This window comes from Prevotella fusca JCM 17724 (genome assembly GCF_001262015.1).
In the GTDB taxonomy this organism is placed as follows: Bacteria; Bacteroidota; Bacteroidia; order Bacteroidales; family Bacteroidaceae; genus Prevotella; species Prevotella fusca.
Map to the genome: position 1 here is coordinate 1,136,276 of NZ_CP012075.1, position 19,868 is coordinate 1,156,143.

The following is a 19,868-nucleotide window of genomic DNA, read 5'->3' on the forward strand; positions in this document are numbered from 1 at the left end:
TGCAGACTTGCTTTTTATGCGTGTTTTTGCCTTTATCTGTAGATGTTTTACCCTGGATTATGTCATGATTTTTCAATCCGTCGCCTGCCTTTTCAAAGTATTAAAATGAAAGGGTTTTCTGCATCGGGGGATGATAATAAAGTAGACAGCCAAGACGGTCTTGGCTGTCTATTTGTTTAACGCATAACTCCGGTTCATCCGTTAGAGCTATGCGAAAAGTGTCCACGCATTTAATGTTAGAACCCTGAAAAGCCACAGTTTGGTGCGGATTTTCTCGCAGATGAACAGATTGGACGGAGCAGAAGGCACAAAGACCTAAATGCCGGGGATGGCGCAGAAGCTGACGCCGTGCGGGCTGTTCCGCAAAGTCACGGAAAAAGGACACCCTGCTACCGAGTGTCCTTTTCTTATTCAGTCCATCACCGTGGATTACTTCAGAGCCTGCTCTATATCCGCAATGATGTCATCTACATTCTCAATGCCCACGGAGAGGCGGATTAAATCAGGTGCTACACCGGCATCCCGCAGCTGTTCATCGGTCAGCTGACGGTGCGTGTGGCTGGCAGGATGCAGCACACAGGTGCGTGCGTCGGCCACGTGGGTGACGATGGAGATGAAGTCGAGACGGTCCATGAACCTGATGGCATCTTCCCGTGAGCCCTTCAGCCCGAAGGCGATGACACCGCAAGAACCGTCAGGAAGATACTTCTGACCCAGCGCATAATACTTGTCTGAAGGCAGACCGCAGTAGTTTACCCACGCCACCTTCTCGTTCCTTTCCAGCCATTCCGCCACTTTCTGTGCATTGGAACAGTGCTGGCGCATGCGCAGGTGCAGGGTCTCAAGCCCTATGTTGAGCAGAAAGGAGTTCTGCGGTGCAGGAATACTTCCGAGGTCACGCATCAACTGGGTGACGAGCTTGGTGATGTATGCCATCTTGCCGAATGACTCGGTGTAGGTAAGCCCGTGATAGCTTTCGTCAGGAGTTGTCAGTCCGTGGAACTTCTCACCGTGGGCTTCCCAGTTGAAGTTGCCCGAGTCAACGACCGCTCCTCCTACCTGCGTGGCATGTCCGTCCATATACTTTGTGGTGGAATGGGTGACGATGTCGCATCCCCACTCAAAAGGACGGCAGTTGATCGGCGTGGCAAACGTGTTGTCGACTATCAGCGGCACACCATGCCTGTGGGCGATTTCTGCAAAACGCTCGATGTCGAACACCTTGGCTCCGGGATTGGAGATTGTCTCCCCGAAGACGCATTTTGTGTTCGGACGGAATGCAGCCTCTATCCTTTCATCGTCCCAGTCAGGGTCGATGAACGTACATTCGATGCCCAGCTTCTTCAGCGTAACGCCGAAGAGATTGAACGTTCCGCCATAGATAGTGTTGGAAGTGATGAAGTGGTCGCCTGCCTCGCAGATATTGAATATGGCGTAGAAGTTGGCAGCCTGCCCGGAAGAGGTGAGCACGGCTCCGACACCTCCCTCAAGGGCTGCAATCTTCTTGGCTACAGCATCATTGGTGGGATTTGCCAGACGCGTGTAGAAATAGCCGCTGTCCTCCAGGTCGAACAGACGTGCCATCTGCTCACTGGTCTCATACTTGAACGTTGTACTCTGATAAACAGGCAGCTGCTGTGGCTCCCCTTTTGCTGGTTTCCATCCGCCATGAATGCAGATAGTGTCAAGGCTCCTTTTCATATTGTATCTATTAATTTGCTTGATATTTACGGTGCAAAGTTAATCAATTTTATATAGTTCTCGTATTTTCTTTCAAACTTTCCGAAATAAAAATCATGAACCTGCTTATATCCGAATAAAAAGCCCGTATGGCGTGAGCTTCTGTGCCATCCCCCGGCATTTAGGTCTTTGTGCCTTCTGCTCCGTCCAATCTGTTCATCCGTGTTCATCTGCTCCGTTCATCTATTCTTCTGTTCCGTTCTATCTGTTCTTCTGTGTTCTTCTGTGTTCTTCTGTGTTCATCTGTGTTCATCTGTGTTCATCTGCTCCGTTCTATCTGTTCTTCTGTGTTCTTCTGTGAGAAAATACGCACCAAGCCGTGGGGCTCATTCTGTAAGTCCTGCACAATAATATTCGAAGAATAAGGATGGGATGATAAGATGCCATCGGTTTACTTTCTTATATGAATGGTTAACTCACGAGAACGAAGCAAGTCACTTCAAAACAAACTTTCCTGTCACTCCTATCATCCGCTACAAGCAGTTAACTATTTGGTTTACAACGGGGTTGTTCAAAATGTTAAAATGACAGCAAACTAAATAAAAAGTAATCTTGTGATAAGTCCGGTAGGTTTCTTCCTATTTTGGGTGGACTTTATCTATCCATATTTTGAAAGAAGTGGAAATAAGACTCCTTTCACTCTTCACGCCCGGCATCTCCGCTTTCTCCATGCCCCCGTGTGCTGTATGATATTGCTGATTGTTCCGTATGAAGACAATATTGCCTCACACAGAGACCATTGCGAGTAGATAAGAAAATAAGTGGATGACTTTACAAACACCTTGTCAACCTGTTTTTCTAACAGAGCCATAAAGCGGGCATCTACTCCACTCTCCCACTTGTGCAAGAACGCAGTAAGGTGGGATGTATCAGGATGCCTGCTGATAAGAATCAACAAAGACACACGGCTCGTACATCCGCAGCAGATTGTTGTCTGCAGATGTACGAGCCGTGTGTCTCAATACGCTACCACCGTCCTGCCATCGCATATTCTTCAGCGGACGGACGAGGCGAACACCTTACTTCCTACCGACAGTCGCTTCTTCTACAGCAGGCTCTCGCCGAAGATAGCGTTCTTGATGTCCTTCTCGTGCTCGAATACAAAGCGGGCAACGATGGCACTGAGCAATGCCGTTGAAGGGAGCTTCACACTCGTAGCCGACTTGAGACGGTCGAGGACGCCCTTGAGGTCAGAATCAATGTAGACGGTTGCCAGACGGGAGTCGCGTGCCTTGTAGTCGCGTGCCAGGTCGAGGAAGATCTGCCAGCTGTCCTCGCCGCTGTCCTTCGCCATCGAGTACTCACGTGCCAGCTGCTTGCCCTCTGCCTTGGGCAGCTTCTTCGCTGCCGGTGCCGTGCGGTCCTTGCCGTCAACAGCCTCCTGCTTGGGGTCAACATATCCGAACTGGCTTGGCGTAGCAGGCTGCGGTTCTTTCCTCTCGACAGTCTCTACAACCTCATCCGGGTGTCTTTCCACCGTCTGACTGGCAGCCGCCTGTTCCATACCGTCGGCATCCTGCTGCACTGCCTGTACACCATTCTCTTCCTGCTCATCGGCAGTATTCTTCTCTTCTATGTTAGTAGCAGGCGCATTCCTCGCACCTTTCTGTACGCTATGCGCCAGGTCGGTCATTGCTCCCGGCATCATAACCATTGTTTTCTTCTTCTTAGCCATTATTTATTTGTTTCTTTGATTTCTATTTATACTTTGACCCTTGAGCTTTATGATATATATTATAAGGTATATCATCCTTTATGCTCTGTCAGGCCATGTTACTTTCAGAACCATGTTACCATGTCTTCAGTTCCCATGTCCTGACCTTATTCTCGACCAGGGAGGCATATCTTGTCAAGCCCGTTCACAAGTTCATCCTGACCTTATCCCGTCAGGCACATCCCCTCTTTCGGAGGGGCTTGGGGAGGTCACTACTTCATCCTCCTCAACATATAGTCAAACGCCTTCTTCACCGCATCGCGCTGTGTCCCGAGCAGTTCATATGTATTCGTACGTTTCAGCGTCGCACGACTGTTGACAACGGGCGTCACCTTGCCGAAGTTGCCGAACACCTCATCCGTCCTGCGCCACATCTCCTGCTCTTCAGCCGTACCGATACGGGGGTCGATGCGGTTGGGAACGAAGAAGAGTTGGGCGGTCATCTGGGGGTTATGCTCACGCAGCACGTTGAGCACCTGCACGAAGACACCTGTCGAGTCCAACGCCTTGTCCTCGTATTCGTAAGGGCAGACGATGTAGTCAGCTCCCACGAAGAGCGGTGCCAGACCGTCCTCGCTGATGTTACCCGGTGAGTCGAAGAGCACGAAACCGTCCACCTGTGACGCCGAGTCAATCAGCGACTGCATCGTCTCCACGTCCGTAACGTCGAAATCCTGCACGTTATAAGGCTCCTCCTCGCCCTCGTAAATCAGTTTATCCTTCCGCCGCTGCATGAGAATTGTCTTCTGCAAGTCGGTATCAATGATACAAACGTCCTTGCCCTTTGCTGCGAGATAGTTGGCAAAGAGAATACACAGTGTGCTCTTCCCTACTCCACCTTTCTGATTCGCAAACACAACTTTCTTATTCTTCATTATTTATATATTTATGTTTTTATTTTCTTTTTTACTTCTTTATTTACGTATTTACGTACTAACGCATTTACATATTTCCGTATTTAGACAGGCAGCGGTTTACTTTCATGACGGCTCATAGCCTTTCCGCTCTCGACGCCTGCCAATCGTTCCGCTCATCAAAACGATAACCCGTCTGGCAACACCGCTCCCCTCAATCCACCACTCCATCCTGCAAACATCAGCCTAAAGGAGCTGAAAATGGGGATTATATCCATTCATTGGTCTTTTCATGCCCTCTTGACGTTTCAAAAACGCTATTTCATCATTTTCAACCATCAGTCTTTAGAGCACCGGAATTGTCTTTTTGCAAGAAAGACGAACCAACATAAAGCAACATCATTCCCAAATGCTTACATTTCAGCAAAGAAACAAAACAAAACATGTCATTATGTCAGAAACGTTCCATTCCTCCGCTGCTTATTTCTTCGATATTTAAGAACTCACAGACCTCTATCCGCAAATTATCAAATTATGAAGCATCATCAGCACGCAGCTTTTCAACTAACATCCGACTCAAATCATGAGCACACTGACATCCACAATCCGCTCACTGCTCTCCCCCTACCCTACACCTCGGTTCCTGCAAGCGGCAGTTCGGGTAAGACCAAATATCTTTACACTTTACAGGTGCAGACAGATCCCGGATTTCATCATCATCCCCTCACTTCCGAAAGGGCTGGTTTTCCATCCCATCGTCCACAACCTCCCAGAACATTTCCGCTCCTCGCAGGGGTAGGGGAAGAACTTCCTTACTAATCATCAGCCACCATCGACCCACGTAACAGGCAGAACGGCAGCAGGTTAAGCGCAAAGCTAAGCAATGAGATGATAGTGCCGTATGTGATAATAGCTGTCATCGTGACACCGCCTACATAATTATATATATAGTAGTAACACATGTTCAAAAGCGAAATCAGCACAGGACAAAGGAAGAGCGATAAACCATACCAGCGAATCATTCCTGCAAACTTACGAATAAGTCCGATACCCATAAAAAGATTGACAAAGAACAAAACGACTGAGCAGCTGCCATAGATACCGGTCAGAAAAGCCTGCTCACCACCTGTCTGCAGTTCCGTAATGCCATAAGGAGTCACACTGACCGACGGAATGAATGAAACAAACGTCATAAGTGTGGTGAGAAGCATTACTACAATCACTGATAATTGTAATAAAAAATGATTACTCCTGCTCAAGCAGCGGCGGAAGATTTCCAGCATCGCCAACTTCGTTAAAAGCAGAACTGCTGACTCTGCTATCTGGATGGCGGAATGCTTCTGTACAGAAGCGAACAACTCGGTCAAAGCTGTTTGTCCGTCATTGGGCGCAGACGTCCAATGGTCTATCAGGCTGATAATACTGAAAGCAAGAAACAAACCCATGCTCCAGTTCAAGACTTCGCCTGCTTTGCCTGAAACAGAAAACTTCTTCAACATAATATATATATTTATATTAAAATAGATTCAAACAAATACACACATAAAAGCGTGGTTATATTTTTATACTTGCAAATATACACCTATTTATTGAAAAAAGCAAATACATCTAAACATTTTTAATGAGAAAAATAAAAAGATAAGAAAACAAAAGTATAATAAAATATCTGTGCTTTTACGCTTTAATCTTTATATATATTTATACATTCATATAAATAGCACTTAAAGCCTAAAACAAAGCACAAACACAAAGAAAACAAAGAGAAGAAGCAAAAGATAGAAAGGAATTAAAACATATTTATATATTTATATTTTTATGACATATAACAGAATAGAAACAAACATTATATAATTATCTATATATAGAAAAGAATAAACACATATCTCAATATAAACATTAAAACGCAATGGCATAAAAACATAAAGGCATAACTGCATAACAAGATTTATAAACAAAAAAAGAAACCGTAGCATTATCCCGGACAGAAACAATCAGGTGAGTGAACTGGAAGGAAAAGACCGGAAACTATCAACCAAAGACAGTTAACGAATAATCATGCACGGATAAAAACATCAGATTGCCGCATAAACGCCCAGGCAAAGACAAGCAAAACAGCATCCAAAGCCCCAATTCAACGCAAAGAACGCCTAATTGAAGCGCAACTAACGTCCTGATGAAATATAAAAAAATCGTCTCCATATAGCACTACGCAACAATCTGACAGTCAAAGCGGAACAAATGATATAGAAAAAAAGCAATAAAACGGGGCATAATTAAGGATGAAGGGGGAAAACCGTGTATAAATATACTAATAGATGAATATATAAAAATGTAAAATATTGACATTCAGCTGTAAATTAAAAACAAATTGCTCCCATATAAAGAAAACATAAGAAAAAAGACAGTCGGACCATAAGAACAAAGAAAGACTTATGAAGGCAGATAAAAGCATCCAACAGAAAAGCTCGATTCCATCGAATAACAAGAAAAGAAAATGACACACGAATAAACAGAAGCAAAAACAAAAAGAGAGAAAACAAAAACATAAAAGTATAAACAAGTAAATAATTAAATATATAGAATACTGATAAACAAAGATATAAAAGAGAAAAAAGGCTCTACTAAAGTTGTACAAGCAATGATAATGCAAAACTGCTACCTTACAGGCAGCCCATCAGACTGCTGAAGGCAGGCAGAAACAAGCTACAGAACAAGTGGTCAGGAACTGCTGGGATGAGAACAAATGACGCGCACTCACCCCACTGATGAAAAAGAGAACACAGAAAAGCAAGATGAAAAACAAATAAAGAGATAAATATATAAACACAAATAAAGATGAAGACATACGAACCCAAAAAAATAACATTCCAAAAACAAGACAAAATATCACACATCCTAAACAACTACGGAGAGTTTGAAACGATAAATACACACACTAAATAAAGGAATTCGGATAGAAAGATTATAAACATATATTTATATAATTATATATTATAAAACTGCATCAAAGAAATAAATTGCATAAATATATAAAAACATAAATACATAATAATAAATATAAATAACTAAAAACACATTTATATATTTACACATAATAAAAAGAAATATTCAACAATAAACAAATAAATAAATAACATGGTGTTTATATTTTTATATACATACACATCAAAATAGATAAGTAAATAAACAATGAAAGAGAAACGGAAATAAGCAAACAGATAAGAACATAAAAGGATAAAAGTATTTTTATATACTTATCTATTTAATGTAAAATATAAAAGAATAGAGAGGCAAAAATACAATTCAGGGGGTCAAAATGAGATAAAAATAAACATCTACCTGCAATAAAAAAGGATGTAGAAAAAGTACCAAAAAACAGCGACAAAAAAAGGAAATGTCGGGTAAGAAAGCAATCAGAAAAAATAAAATGAAGCAGCAAAGAAAGAATAAAGAAAGAATAAAGAATGAACCAGAGAAACTTACTGAGAGAAAAAAAGAAAAGCAACTTAAAAAGGAAATGAACAGTAAAGAAAGTAAAAAAGGGCAGATTAAAAAAGTAAATTAGTAAAGGTTTTTCAAATAAATATCCGATAAAAATGGAGCGTCAAATGAAGAAAAAAGAACGGAAAAAGAAGTTTAAATCTGTGGAAAAAGAAAACGAAAACAGAGAAAAAATGGTTATTCCGCTAAAAGTGTGGACGCCTACGCATATAATGGACATAATATCAAAGTGAAGTGTTCTACATTTCTAAGTCCATATCACTGAGGCAATAGGGGCTTTTAAATTGATCTGCAACTGTTCTCCTGTTCGCTTGTTCACTGTGGGATACGAAAAAAACGAATTTGAAATATATTGACAATATCGAAGCCATCAGACTCAAAAAAAGTATAAAAACAACGGATTTCAGTAACGTTGTAACCTGCAGTAAATCAAAGACTTGTACAACCATGTTTCAAAAGGGCGTTAGTTAGGGTTCAAAAGGGCGTTAACAAGACCTCAAAAGGGCGTCTATTGCAAGCCAATTGGGCGTCTTTTCAAAGCTAAAAGAGCATCAGTTTGATTTCACGGTTTGAAATATTATTACAAAATATTGTTCGGGTAACTACACAGATACGTAATGACAGCTTTTAAAGAAGCATAATTATGAATGTCCACGCATTTACCGGAAGAAACGAAAAAATGGCTTCAAAAACCGCATGAAATAAAGAAACAGGACTGTCCGACGAGAATATTAACAAAATAGAAATGGCGGAAAGAAGCAAAGAATTGCATAAAAGCAGACAAAAACTGGGTGAGGAAAAAGAAACAGGACGAAGAAACGGCTTATTCATCAAAGCAGACAGGAAGAAAACTGAGGGCTGCACAAAGACAATGTGCGAGAGGAATGGCAAGCACAGCCAGTAGAAGTGCGTCAAGGGCAGCTGAACTTTCTGTGGGAAGACAGCGAGGGGCAGTGAAATAAACTGAAAAGGGGGAAGTAAATGTACGACAAATAGGGAGAGAAAACTATTAGCAAGAAAAACAGAAACTACGACAAAAAAGGAAGAAATAATGCAGGTATATATAATATAAGGTGAAAAATGAGAAGCAGAACAGGTGCGACAAAATAGGAAGATAGAAGAAAAAGGGCTGATAGCGACAAATAGGGAAAGTTTTTAGGAGGATGATAATTACTTCATAAATCACTGATAATCAATATAGTTAGATGAGTATATAAAAACAAAGTGCGACAAAAAAGTGACAAGTTTTAGGAAAAATCTGAGCAAAATGAGTATATGTAAAGTATAATAAGCTGAATACTAATACTTTATAAACAAAATAAAAGACTATTCCATGGTAAAAGATTCCCGATTTGTCGCTCCTAAAATCGGGAAAAAAAGCAGATGAAAATGAAGAAAAGAGAAGGGAAAAATAGAGAACAACGACAAAAAGGGAGGGAAAAACTTGAATAAAAATAAAACAAGAGTACAAACAAAAGAAAAACAAAAAACGAGAATAGCGATGGGGAAAAAGGAGCAGAAACAGGTCTGTAAGACAGGAAAAAGGAGAGAAAAAAAGGCGGAAAAGCGCTCAAAACTCGGAAAATACAGGGAAAGAACAGGGAAAAGGAAGGGGAAAAAGACAAGTGCGACAAAAAGGGAGGTTCGCCCCAAAACCTTTGTTTAAAATCATCTTCGCCTACAAGAAAATCTTATTTCTTTTCAAAACACAAAACTTCTTCTCAAGTTAGAATATCACTATACTATCTTTATTAGATATTAGTAAGGGACTTTGAACATATTGATTTACAGATACTTGCAATGATAAAGTGCGACGGATAGGGAAAATAGCGACGACAGATAGGGAAAAGCGGTGCGACAGATTAGTAAGGGTGATGCGACAGATTAGTAGCTGTTTGGGTGGGGTGGTCGACAAGTTAGGAGGTTAGGTGCGACGGATGGGGAAGGAGTTAGGTCCTTTTATGAATTTAACTGACAAAAGGGTGCATTTTAATAGAAAATAAACACTTTTCTAAGAGTTTGTCTGGATGGAGTAGGGGAGTAATGGTGCTTTTAAAGGGTAGTGTATGGATGAATATTCAATGCGTAAAAGATTAATTGATTGGCGGTTATGAATTTGTATGAAAATGTGTGAGACAAATAGGGAATGTTGGCGGCGTGAGCAGGTGTGTTGATGGGCGACAATGTGGGAGTATGATGAAAAATAATTACAATAAACGCCTCTCCAAACCCCTTTGAAGGGTGGGGCAGGTGGGGGATGGGGAGTTAGGAGCGGGAATAGTTGTTGACAGGTTCAGGCTGACTATACTCATCGGGCAGTCTCACTCTTCGGAGGAGGGAGGGTGATGTTTTCTTTCTCGTTCATTCGACATTTTGTGCAATTTCTCAATCACAATAGAGTTGAAGAGTAACTATTCAGCGATAAGGTGTATAATCTATTATTGATTATCAATAAGTTACATAAACAGAACATACAAATTCTGGTGAAGAATGTCATTTCGAGCCTTTTTCTTACAATATTACGTTTATAAGTTCTTGATATTCAACGTTCATTATCGTTGAATAGTTACGTTGAAGAATGAAGTCGTTAAAGGTAAAACGAAAATAGAATGGGTCTTCAGATGTTTGGAGTGATGGGTTTTGTCTCGTGAGTTTATAACTTTGATGAAATATCACACAGAGACAGGGAGTGGACGGATGATTATTTGATACAAAGCTGTGGCAGGCACGGAGGCGCTGTCGGTGCGTAGAGCAAAGGAGGGTCTTTGCGAGCTTTATCCGCAAGGGTCTTTGAATAGCGTTTGTTTTCCAAAGCTATTAGCAAACTTTGCGCTACGGCTCTGTCGCTCTTTGTGACGTTGTCACCTCCGTGGCATTGCTTTCACCTCCGTGTTCTCCCTTTCTCTGTGTGCCTTATTATGAGTAGGCTTACTTCATCACGCCATATTTCGGAAGAACCTAAAAAGTTCATACTCGATAAGCGGTTACTTCAAAGCTGACTTTCCTGTCACTACTGTCATTTATCATGAACGTTTAACTGATTAGTCTACAAGTTGTTTACACGAAATGTTAAAATGACAGCAAAAGGAATTTAAGGATAATCTTGTGATAAGTTCAGTGCTTTCCTTCTTCTTTTCGTAGGCTTTATCGCTTCAAATTTATGAAGACCCCTCTTTCTTTTCGACAGGGTGTAGTCTGCTGCTCACTGTAGTTTGGCAGGTCGATGGGGACAGTGTAGTATGTTGTCCAGTGTAGTTTGGCAGGCAGGCTGATGGGTTGGCAGAGTGTAACAAGTTGGTGGCTTTGTTAAATTATGGGGCAAATATATATCCTGTATGGAAATAAATGCTTACTTTTGTCTTTCAAAAGATAAAAGAGACATGGAACCATTGGCAGAACGGATGCGACCACGCACGCTCGATGATTATATCGGACAGAGCCACCTCGTGGGTGAGGGGGCTGTGCTCCGGCGGATGATTGATTCGGGACGTATAGCGTCGTTCATCCTCTGGGGACCGCCGGGCGTGGGAAAGACGACGCTGGCGCAGATTATTGCGCACCGCCTGGAGACACCGTTCTATACGCTCTCGGCTGTGACGAGCGGCGTGAAGGATGTGCGTGATGTCATTGAAAGGGCAAAGAGCGGGCGTTTCTTCAATTCCGTCTCGCCGATACTCTTCATTGATGAAATCCACCGTTTCTCGAAGTCGCAGCAGGACTCGCTGCTCGGGGCAGTGGAGAAGGGAACGGTGACGCTCATCGGTGCAACGACTGAAAACCCGTCGTTCGAGGTGATACGTCCGCTGCTCTCTCGCTGTCAGCTCTATGTGCTGAAACCGTTGGAGCAGGATGACTTGCTGAAGCTGCTGCAGAGAGCGGTGACGGAGGATGTGGAACTGAAGAAGCGGAACATCGAACTGCGTGAGACGGGGGCAATCCTGCGTTATAGCGGGGGTGATGCTCGGAAGCTGCTGAATATCCTCGACCTCATCGTCGGGGCTGAGTCGGGCGACGATATTGTGATAACCGACAGGATGGTGGAGGAGCGTCTGCAGCAGAATCCGCTGGCTTACGACAAGGACGGCGAGATGCACTACGATATTATTTCAGCGTTCATCAAGTCGATCCGTGGCTCTGACCCTGATGCGGCACTCTACTGGATGGCGCGGATGATTGAAGGAGGTGAAGACCCGAAGTTCATTGCTCGTCGTGTCGTTATCAGTGCGGCGGAGGATATCGGACTTGCCAATCCCAACGCACTGTTGCTGGCGAATGCTGCCTTTGATGCCGTGACGAAGATCGGCTGGCCCGAGGGACGCATCCCGTTGGCGGAGGCAGTGGTCTATCTGGCACGGTCGAAGAAGGATAATTCGGCCTATAAAGCCATCGACGAGGCACTGGAACTGGTGCGGAAAACGGGTAACCTGCCTGTGCCGCTGCACCTGCGCAATGCACCCACGAAGCTGATGAAGGACCTCGGTTACAGCGATGGATATAAGTATCCGCACGACTATCCGGGGCATTATGTGGAACAGCAGTATATGCCGGATGAGTTAGACCACCACAAAGCCCCACCCCGACCCTCCCCAAAGGGGGAGGGAGACAAATAGGATAAAGTGTGGTGTATTGATTGCTTGGAAGTAGTATTCATCAACACCCACCATTCAACACCCATCACCCAACACCCATCACCCACTAATCAATTCATCACCACCCAACATTCAACACCCATCACCCAACCCCCACCATATGAAAATTGTAATTCTCGACTGCCACGCAGTCAATCCCGGCGACCTGTCATGGGAGCCGATAAAGGAAATAGCAGAGTGCGTCATCTACGAACGCACAAGTCAGGAACAAGTTGTGGAAAGAGCTAAGGACGCTGACGGAATCCTTATCAATAAGGTCAACGTCACACGCCAGCTGCTCAGCCAGCTGCCACGTCTGAAGTATATCGGAGAACTGGCAACGGGCTATAACAACATCGACGTTGAAGCAGCACGTGAGCGGGGCATCGTCGTATGCAATATCCCTGCCTACAGCACCGACAGCGTGGCGCAGCATGTCTTCGCCCTCCTGCTGAACGTAACCAACCGTGTAGACCATTATGCGGATGCCGTGCGCCGTGGCGAATGGAGCCGGCAGCAGGACTTCTGCTACTGGGACACGCCACTCATGGAACTTGCCGGAAAGACGCTTGGCATCGTCGGACTGGGCAATATCGGGCAGAAGGTGGCACAGATTGCCCACACGCTGGGCATGGACATCTCTGCCTGCACCAGCAGGAACAGCAGCGACCTGCCGGAGTGTATCCGCAAGACGACGCTCGAGGGACTGCTGAACACGTCGGACATTATCACCCTGCACTGTCCGCTGACAGCCGACAATGCCCGCATGATCAATGCCGAAACGCTGAAGCTGGTGCGCCGTGGAGCCATCCTTATCAATACAGGACGTGGCGGACTCATTGACGAGCAGGCTGTTGCCGATGCCCTTGAGAGCGGACAGCTCGGTGCTTACTGTGCTGATGTGCTTACCGAGGAGCCTCCCCATGCGGACAATCCGCTCTTCCGTCAGCCCAATGCCTACATCACGCCCCACACAGCCTGGGCAACCCGTGAGGCACGTGAGCGTCTGATGGCGATATGCGTTGAGAACATCAAGCAGTTTATGGCAGGAGAACCACAGAATGTGGTGTAAAGCCCCACACAGAAGCCCCACACAGAAGCCCCACCCCGACCCTCCCCAAAAGGGGAGGGAGGCAAATAGGATAAGGTTTGCTATAGTTTCCTTGCGGTACAATAAAGAAATAAGATTTATATACTAAGGTGCTTAATACTTCCATGCGGTCTATGACTATTGGCGGAATAAACTAAGAGAGCTACCCATAGCTATCTGCACTCCCCTCCTTTTGGAGGGGCTGGGGGAGGCTCCAGCTATCTGCACTCCCCTCCTTTCGGAGCGATTTGGTAAGGCTCCACTATCTGCACTCCCCTCCTTTCGGGGCAGTTGGGTAAGGCTCCAGCTATCTGCACTCCCCTCCTTTTGGAGGGGCTGGGGGAGGCTCCAGCTATCTGCACTCCCCTCCTTTTGGAGGGGCTGGGGGAGGCTCCAGCTATCTGCACTCCCCTCCTTCGGAGCGGTTGGGTAAGGCTCCAGCTATCTGCACTCCCCTCCTTTCGGGGCAGTTGGGTAAGGCTCCAGCTATCTGCACTCCCCTCCTTTTGGAGGGGTCGGGGGAGGCTTTTATCAATTCAATATGACTTACACTGATCCTCATCTCGTCCGTACCCTCCAGGTGATTCTGGAGTTTCTCGGAACTTTCGCCTTTGCCATCTCCGGCATCCGGCATGCCGCACAGAAGCGCTTCGACTGGTTCGGAGGCTACGTCTGTGGCTTCGCTGTCGCCATCGGTGGCGGTACCATCCGCGACACCATGCTCGGTGTGCGTCCGTTCTGGACGGCAAACATCATGTACGTTCTCTGTACCGGTCTTGCCCTCTTCCTCGTCATCCTCTCACGAAAGTGGATACAGCGGCTGAACAATGCGTGGTTCGTCTTCGATACCCTCGGTCTGGCACTCTTCACCATTGCCGGCATACAGAAGACCATCGCCCTCGGACATCCCTTCTGGGTGGCAGTCATCATGGGCTGCATCACGGGTGTGGCAGGCGGTGTCATCCGTGACATCCTGCTGAACAACATCCCCGTAATCTTCCACAAGGAGATCTATGCCGTGGCAAGCGTGGCAGGCGGACTCATCTACTGGGTGCTCTTTTCCCTCGGCATGCCGCTCCCCGTGACGGTCATCATCACCTTCCTCGCAATCTGTTTAATCCGCTTTATTGCAGTGGGTTATCACATCTCGCTGCCAACGCTGCACGATGATGATGAAAAAAAATAGGAAAAAAAGATGCCGAAACATTTGGTGGAACGGATAAAAAGCCATACCTTTGCACTCGCAATTCAGAAGTAATGCTCATGCTTACCCTGTTGCAACCATGTTAATGGTTCCGTAGCTCAACTGAATAGAGCACTTGACTACGGATCAAGAGGTTACAGGTTTGAATCCTGTCGGAATCACAAAAAGGAATACTCGCAAGGGTGTTCCTTTTTTTTGTTACCTCCCCCCAGTCCCTCCGAAGGAGGGGGAATGCCTCACGGGATAAGATGATTCTTCCGTTAAATGCGTAGAATGGAAACAGAACAAAGGGCTTATACACCTGTATGGTATGACTATCCAAGGTCGGACGGTCTCACAAAACGGGATAAAGCACAAGATAATAAATGCAGAAAACAAATACCATGTCTTTCCATCTTCTACAAACAACTTATTCCCATATCAACCAATGTTTGTAAACTATTTTCATGCAACTCAAAACCAATACATGGTCTTTTGGCTTCCAAAAGACGCCCAATTGGCTTGCAATAGACGCCCTTTTGAAGTCCAATTAAGCACCTTTTCTTGCACCGCCTTATAACTAACTGATTTACTGTTAGTTGCAAACCTGCTTATTACACGTGTTTTTGCCTTTATCTGCAGGTATTTTACCCGAAATTATGTCATGATTTTTCAATCCGTCGTCTGCCTTTTCAAAGTATCAACATGAAAAGGTTTTCTGCATCGGAGGATGATAACAGAATAGGCAGCCAAGACGGTCTTGGCTATTATTTTGTATAATGCATACCTCCGGTTCTTCCGCTAAAGCTATACAAAAAGCATCCGCTCATTTAACGGATGAACCGATAAAATTCCCCACCTGTCTTCTACTGAACCATAAATCCCCCACCTTTTTTCTACTGACCTCTCATCTCTATGTGTATGATGACATGCAACTTGGTTATTCTGACTGGGTTGATCAGGAGCCGGAGTTTTCATCCAAATGTTTCCACGTTGATAATCCTGGCAGTATCTGTGTTGCCTTGCTGCCTTTAGACGGCAGGGTTATTACGGCAAAAGGAATAATTGAAGGAGGAGTATGCGATTGTCTTCTTCTGACTGAAAAAGAAATGTGTTTCATGGAATTTAAAACCAATGCAACATCAACTGAGACATTGCGAATACTGGACAATGCTGCCAAAGCATCAGAACAGTTATGGCATACTTATAATGTTATCATCAGACCAAGGTGTATAGATGCATTAAAGAGTTCAAAAGAACTCGAACTCCTATATGTCAACTTTCATGTTGTTTTTGATAGAGATCTGGAGGTAACGGGTGCCAACTCATCACTTATGGACTTGCAGGATCAATTTCTGAAGGATAAAAAACATTCTTTGTTTTTTGATTATGGCAAAACATTTGAATAAATCATAAATGTTTGTAGGTAAGAGACTCAAATGCGGTCATTAGTCCACAATGGGCTTATTATCCTTAATTAATCGTATTATTTCCTGACAGATTTTGGGTAAACACACACATAGGTATGACATAATATGAATTTCTTTTTCTCTTACCTTTGTTTTTTTCCTTATCTTTGCACCATCTTTCAAAAGGGAAGGTTCTGACGGAAGAAAACAACGGAATTGTAATCAAACAGCAGTTATATGAAGAAAATCATAACTCTATTTGCCAGTGCCATGCTGGCAACATCATCGTTTGCCATCCCTGCCATGCGGATGTGGCGGACGTTTAAACAGGTGGATGGAACGGTGCTGAAGGTCATGACCGTGGGCGACGAGCATTTCAACTATGCACTCACGGAGGATGGCATCCCCGTCCTGCCCCTCGACGGCAGCTACTACTATGCCCGCATTGACAACGACCGTCTGGTGGCATCGTCGGTGCTGGCACATGCAAAGGCACTGCGAAAGGGTGGGGAGGAACAGGTGGCTGCAGCCCTCCGGCAGGTGAGAAAGCTGGAAGCAAAGAAGCAGGAAGAGGCGGGTGCAAAGCCCTTCGGACTGGGATTCGGCGATACGTGGGAAGGAAAGAAGAAGGGACTCGTCATACTGGTTGAGTTCGAAGATATGGTTTTCAAGGACCCTAAGAACGTGCTGACGCTCAAGCCACGTGAGGATGATGTCAAGTCGCTCTACGAGAACATGCTGAACAAGGCAGGATATACCAATAACAACGGTGCCATCGGCAGTGTGCACGACTATTTCCTGGACCAGAGCAACGGCAAGTTCGACCTCACTTTTGATGTCGTAGGTCCTGTAAAGCTGAAGCATCCTTACAAGTATTATGGTGAGCGTACAGCACGGCAGAACGATGCGAACGCCACGCAGATGATAATGGATGCCTGCAACGCCATCAAGGACAAGGTGGACTTCGGCGACTATGACTGGGACGGCGACGGCGAGGTGGAGCAGGTATATGTCATCTATGCCGGTGAGGGCGAGGCGTCAGGCGGTGATGCCAACACGATATGGCCGCACAAGTATTCGCTCACGGATGCAGGACTGCATGCGCTCACGTTCAACGGCAAGACCGTCAACACATACGCCTGCAGCAACGAAATCGTGCGTGCTGAGCTGAACGGCAAGGAGCGAGTTTTCTATTCAGGTATCGGTACCATCTGCCATGAGTTCTCGCACTGTCTCGGTCTTCCCGACTTCTACGATACCCGTGGCGGAAACAACATCGGTTCAGGCAGGTATGACCTCATGTGCTCGGGCAGCTACAACGGTGGTCCGGAGAGCATCACGAACGCCTATAACGGTACGGGAATCGGAACGGTTCCGGCAGGATATGATGCCTATGAGAAGGCTTACATGGGCTGGCTGAAGCCGGTCACGCTGGGCGATAAGGCTGTGGAGGTGAAGAGCATGAAGGGACTTTCGGAAGGGGGTGATGCCTACTTCCTCTATAACCCTGACAACAAGGATGAGTATTACATCCTGGAGAACCGCACGCCCCACCGCTGGGACAGCGAGCTGCCGGGGCATGGGCTGATGGTGTTCCATGTTGATTTTGATGTGCGCTCATGGCAGATGAACAATCTTAATGCTGCCTCTGCACAGCGTCATCCACGCTTCACGATAGTGCCTGCGGATGCGCAGCTTGATAATGAAACGCAGAACAGTGACCCGTTCCCGACAGGGCTGAACAGCAGTCTGACGAGCACTTCTGACCCTCGTCTGAGCTTCTACACGAATTATAAGGTGAGCGGACAGGCTGGCATCAGACAGATTACACGCAATGGCGATAACACCATTTCCTTCAGCTTTACGCCGCTGAACGGCACGACTGGCATTGATGCCGCTCCTGCTGCAGATAAGGCGGCTGTGCGCAGCTACACGCTCTCGGGTATGGTGACAACGGCTGAGACGGTGCCGGGCGGTACGAAGCAGGTAGTGATTGTCAAGGATGGCAGTGGGAAGGTGAGGAAGGAGGTCAGGTAAGATCTCACCCCTGATCCCCTCTCCGGGGGGAGATGGGGAAGTGAATAGCGGGATACCCTGACGTAGGGGTGTCCCGCTTTTTTGTGGAAAGCCTCCAAGCCCCTTTGAATGAAGCCTTCCCAAGCCCCTTGGAGGGTGGGAGTGTGGTGGCTGGTGGTGGGAAATAAGTAGTGACAGAGATCCACTCCAAGTCCCTCCGAAGAGGGAATGCGATGGGAAATAAGGTTCATCCGTTAAATGCGTGGATGCTTTTCGTATAGCTTTAACGGAAGAACCGAAGTTATGCATTTAACAAAAAGACAGCCAAGAAGGTCTTGACTGTCTACTTTATTATCATCCTCCGACGCAGAAAACCTTTTCATGTCAATACTGTGAAAACACAGACAACGGATTGAAAAATCATGACATAATTTCGGGTAAAATACCTACAGATAAAGGCAAAAACACGTATAAAAAGCAAGTCTGCAACCAACAGTAAATCAATTGGTTATAAAGCAGTGCAAGAAAAGGTGCTTAATTGGACTTCAAAAGGGCGTCAGTAAGGTCTCAAAAGGGCATCTATTGCAAGTCAATTGGGCGTCTTTTAGAAGCCAATAGACCATGTATTGGTTTTGAGTTGCATGAAAATAGTTTACAAACGTTGGTTGATATGGGAATAAGTTGTTTGTTGAAGATGGAAAGACATGGTATTTGTTTTCTGCATTTTTATCTTGTACTTTATCCTCCTTTGTGAGACCATCTGTTTTGGGATAGTCATACCATACAGGTGTATAAGCCTTTATTCTGTTTCCAATCTACGCATTTAACGGAAGAACCGGGGACAAGTGATGATGGAGAACCTCCCCAATCCCCTCTGAGGGTGGGGATGTGGAGGATGGTGATGGGGAACAAGTGGTGATAGAGAGCCCCTCTCTCTATGGGATGTCGTATGTGATGCTGGGGAGCGGTTATAAGCGGTGGTAGGTGTAGAAGGTTTCAGCAAGGCTGGCTTCCGTAGGCACTCCCCTCCTTCGGAGGGGTTGGGGGAGGTCATTCCCCTTGCCAACTGTCTACAGATACTACTACATATATATTGCTTGGAAACGGATTTTTTCTGTTGTACCTTTGCATCGTCATCAGGGAACAAACTGAAGACAGTGCATATCAATCAGACTGAACAATCTGACAAGCGTGTGTTTTAATCAGACTAAACTATCTATAATATTAATGTATATGACGAACGAAACGAAATCTACAGACCTCGATTACGAAGAGCGACTCTCTCCTCACTTCACCGTGGGGGAGATGCTCCGCTCGGGAGTGGCGGTGATGCTGCGTATAAAGAATGTGCCGGCAACGGAGCCTGAGGAGGGCAAGCCGTCACGGGATGAAGTGATGGCGAACCTGAGGGCTCTCTGTACGTGCGTCCTTGAGCCGCTCAGGCGTCGGGTAGGGCGGGTGATTGTGTCCAGTGGCTACCGCTGTGAGGCGGTGAACAGGGCTGTTCATGGTGCCGTACATTCGCAACATCTGCGTGGTGAAGCTGCCGATATTCATGTCACAGGACTTGAAATGTGCCGTAAATATGCGGCTGTTCTCCGCCGTACCGACTTCGACCAGATGATTCTCGAACCGCAGAATTCCGTCCTAAAACGGTGGATTCACATCAGCTACAGACGTGATGAGAAGAACCGTCATCAGATTCTTGGCGAAGTTTAGCGTCACTTTTCGGA

General features: G+C 45.6%; 13 protein-coding genes and 1 tRNA gene. 10 read left to right on the forward strand and 4 right to left on the reverse strand.

The genetic code is table 11. The annotated features are described in order from the left end of the window. Positions 1 to 429 precede the first annotated feature (429 nt). The 3 genes from ADJ77_RS11905 to ADJ77_RS11915 all read right to left on the reverse strand — a co-directional run bounded on the left by ADJ77_RS11905 (position 430) and on the right by ADJ77_RS11915 (position 4,329). Positions 430 to 1,701, reverse strand: a complete 1,272-nt coding sequence (locus ADJ77_RS11905) for an O-acetylhomoserine aminocarboxypropyltransferase/cysteine synthase family protein (protein WP_025078241.1) — start codon at positions 1,699 to 1,701, stop codon at positions 430 to 432. A gap of 1,084 nt (positions 1,702 to 2,785) precedes the next feature. Beyond that, positions 2,786 to 3,415, reverse strand: coding sequence for a hypothetical protein (locus ADJ77_RS11910; protein ID WP_025078243.1), 630 nt, complete (start codon positions 3,413 to 3,415; stop codon positions 2,786 to 2,788). Between the two features lie 251 nt (positions 3,416 to 3,666). Continuing rightward, a complete protein-coding gene (locus tag ADJ77_RS11915) occupies positions 3,667 to 4,329 on the reverse strand; it encodes a ParA family protein (RefSeq protein ID WP_025078244.1) in 663 nt (220 codons plus the stop codon). 513 nt (positions 4,330 to 4,842) lie between these two features. Between ADJ77_RS11915 and ADJ77_RS13915 the strand changes: the two genes are divergently transcribed. Further along, on the forward strand, positions 4,843 to 5,127 hold the full coding sequence (locus tag ADJ77_RS13915) for a hypothetical protein (protein WP_154663404.1): 285 nt from the start codon (positions 4,843 to 4,845) through the stop codon (positions 5,125 to 5,127). On the opposite strand, the gene ADJ77_RS11920 is transcribed toward ADJ77_RS13915, so the two are convergent. After that, positions 5,124 to 5,807 carry a hypothetical protein gene (locus ADJ77_RS11920; RefSeq protein ID WP_234398108.1) on the reverse strand — a complete coding sequence of 228 codons (684 nt, stop codon included), beginning with the start codon at positions 5,805 to 5,807 and terminating at the stop codon, positions 5,124 to 5,126. The genes ADJ77_RS13915 and ADJ77_RS11920 overlap by 4 nt on opposite strands. 1,895 nt (positions 5,808 to 7,702) lie before the next feature. Between ADJ77_RS11920 and ADJ77_RS13920 the strand changes: the two genes are divergently transcribed. The 9 genes from ADJ77_RS13920 to ADJ77_RS11965 all read left to right on the forward strand — a co-directional run bounded on the left by ADJ77_RS13920 (position 7,703) and on the right by ADJ77_RS11965 (position 19,854). Continuing rightward, positions 7,703 to 7,873 (forward strand): hypothetical protein, encoded by a 171-nt coding sequence (locus tag ADJ77_RS13920; protein WP_154663405.1) that lies wholly within the window; start codon positions 7,703 to 7,705, stop codon positions 7,871 to 7,873. 1,380 nt (positions 7,874 to 9,253) lie between these two features. Then, complete coding sequence (locus ADJ77_RS11930; protein ID WP_025079206.1) at positions 9,254 to 9,475, forward strand: hypothetical protein; 222 nt, start codon at positions 9,254 to 9,256, stop codon at positions 9,473 to 9,475. Between the two features lie 1,714 nt (positions 9,476 to 11,189). Continuing rightward, complete coding sequence (locus ADJ77_RS11935) at positions 11,190 to 12,419, forward strand: replication-associated recombination protein A (protein WP_025079205.1); 1,230 nt, start codon at positions 11,190 to 11,192, stop codon at positions 12,417 to 12,419. A gap of 139 nt (positions 12,420 to 12,558) precedes the next feature. Then, positions 12,559 to 13,509: a D-2-hydroxyacid dehydrogenase gene (locus ADJ77_RS11940; RefSeq protein ID WP_050696464.1), complete on the forward strand. Its 951-nt coding sequence runs from the start codon at positions 12,559 to 12,561 to the stop codon at positions 13,507 to 13,509. 559 nt (positions 13,510 to 14,068) lie between these two features. After that, complete coding sequence (locus ADJ77_RS11945; protein ID WP_025078585.1) at positions 14,069 to 14,713, forward strand: trimeric intracellular cation channel family protein; 645 nt, start codon at positions 14,069 to 14,071, stop codon at positions 14,711 to 14,713. A 105-nt stretch (positions 14,714 to 14,818) separates the two neighbouring features. After that, a tRNA-Arg gene (locus tag ADJ77_RS11950) sits at positions 14,819 to 14,892 on the forward strand. A gap of 597 nt (positions 14,893 to 15,489) precedes the next feature. Further along, positions 15,490 to 16,119 carry a hypothetical protein gene (locus ADJ77_RS11955; protein ID WP_025078586.1) on the forward strand — a complete coding sequence of 210 codons (630 nt, stop codon included), beginning with the start codon at positions 15,490 to 15,492 and terminating at the stop codon, positions 16,117 to 16,119. 237 nt (positions 16,120 to 16,356) lie between these two features. Next, the gene (locus tag ADJ77_RS11960) at positions 16,357 to 18,156 is read left to right on the forward strand and encodes a M6 family metalloprotease domain-containing protein (RefSeq protein WP_050696465.1); all 1,800 of its coding nucleotides are present in this window, start codon (positions 16,357 to 16,359) and stop codon (positions 18,154 to 18,156) included. Between the two features lie 1,212 nt (positions 18,157 to 19,368). After that, entirely contained in the window at positions 19,369 to 19,854 is a 486-nt protein-coding gene (locus ADJ77_RS11965; RefSeq protein ID WP_025078587.1) for a D-Ala-D-Ala carboxypeptidase family metallohydrolase, read from the forward strand. Positions 19,855 to 19,868: the final 14 nt, after the last annotated feature.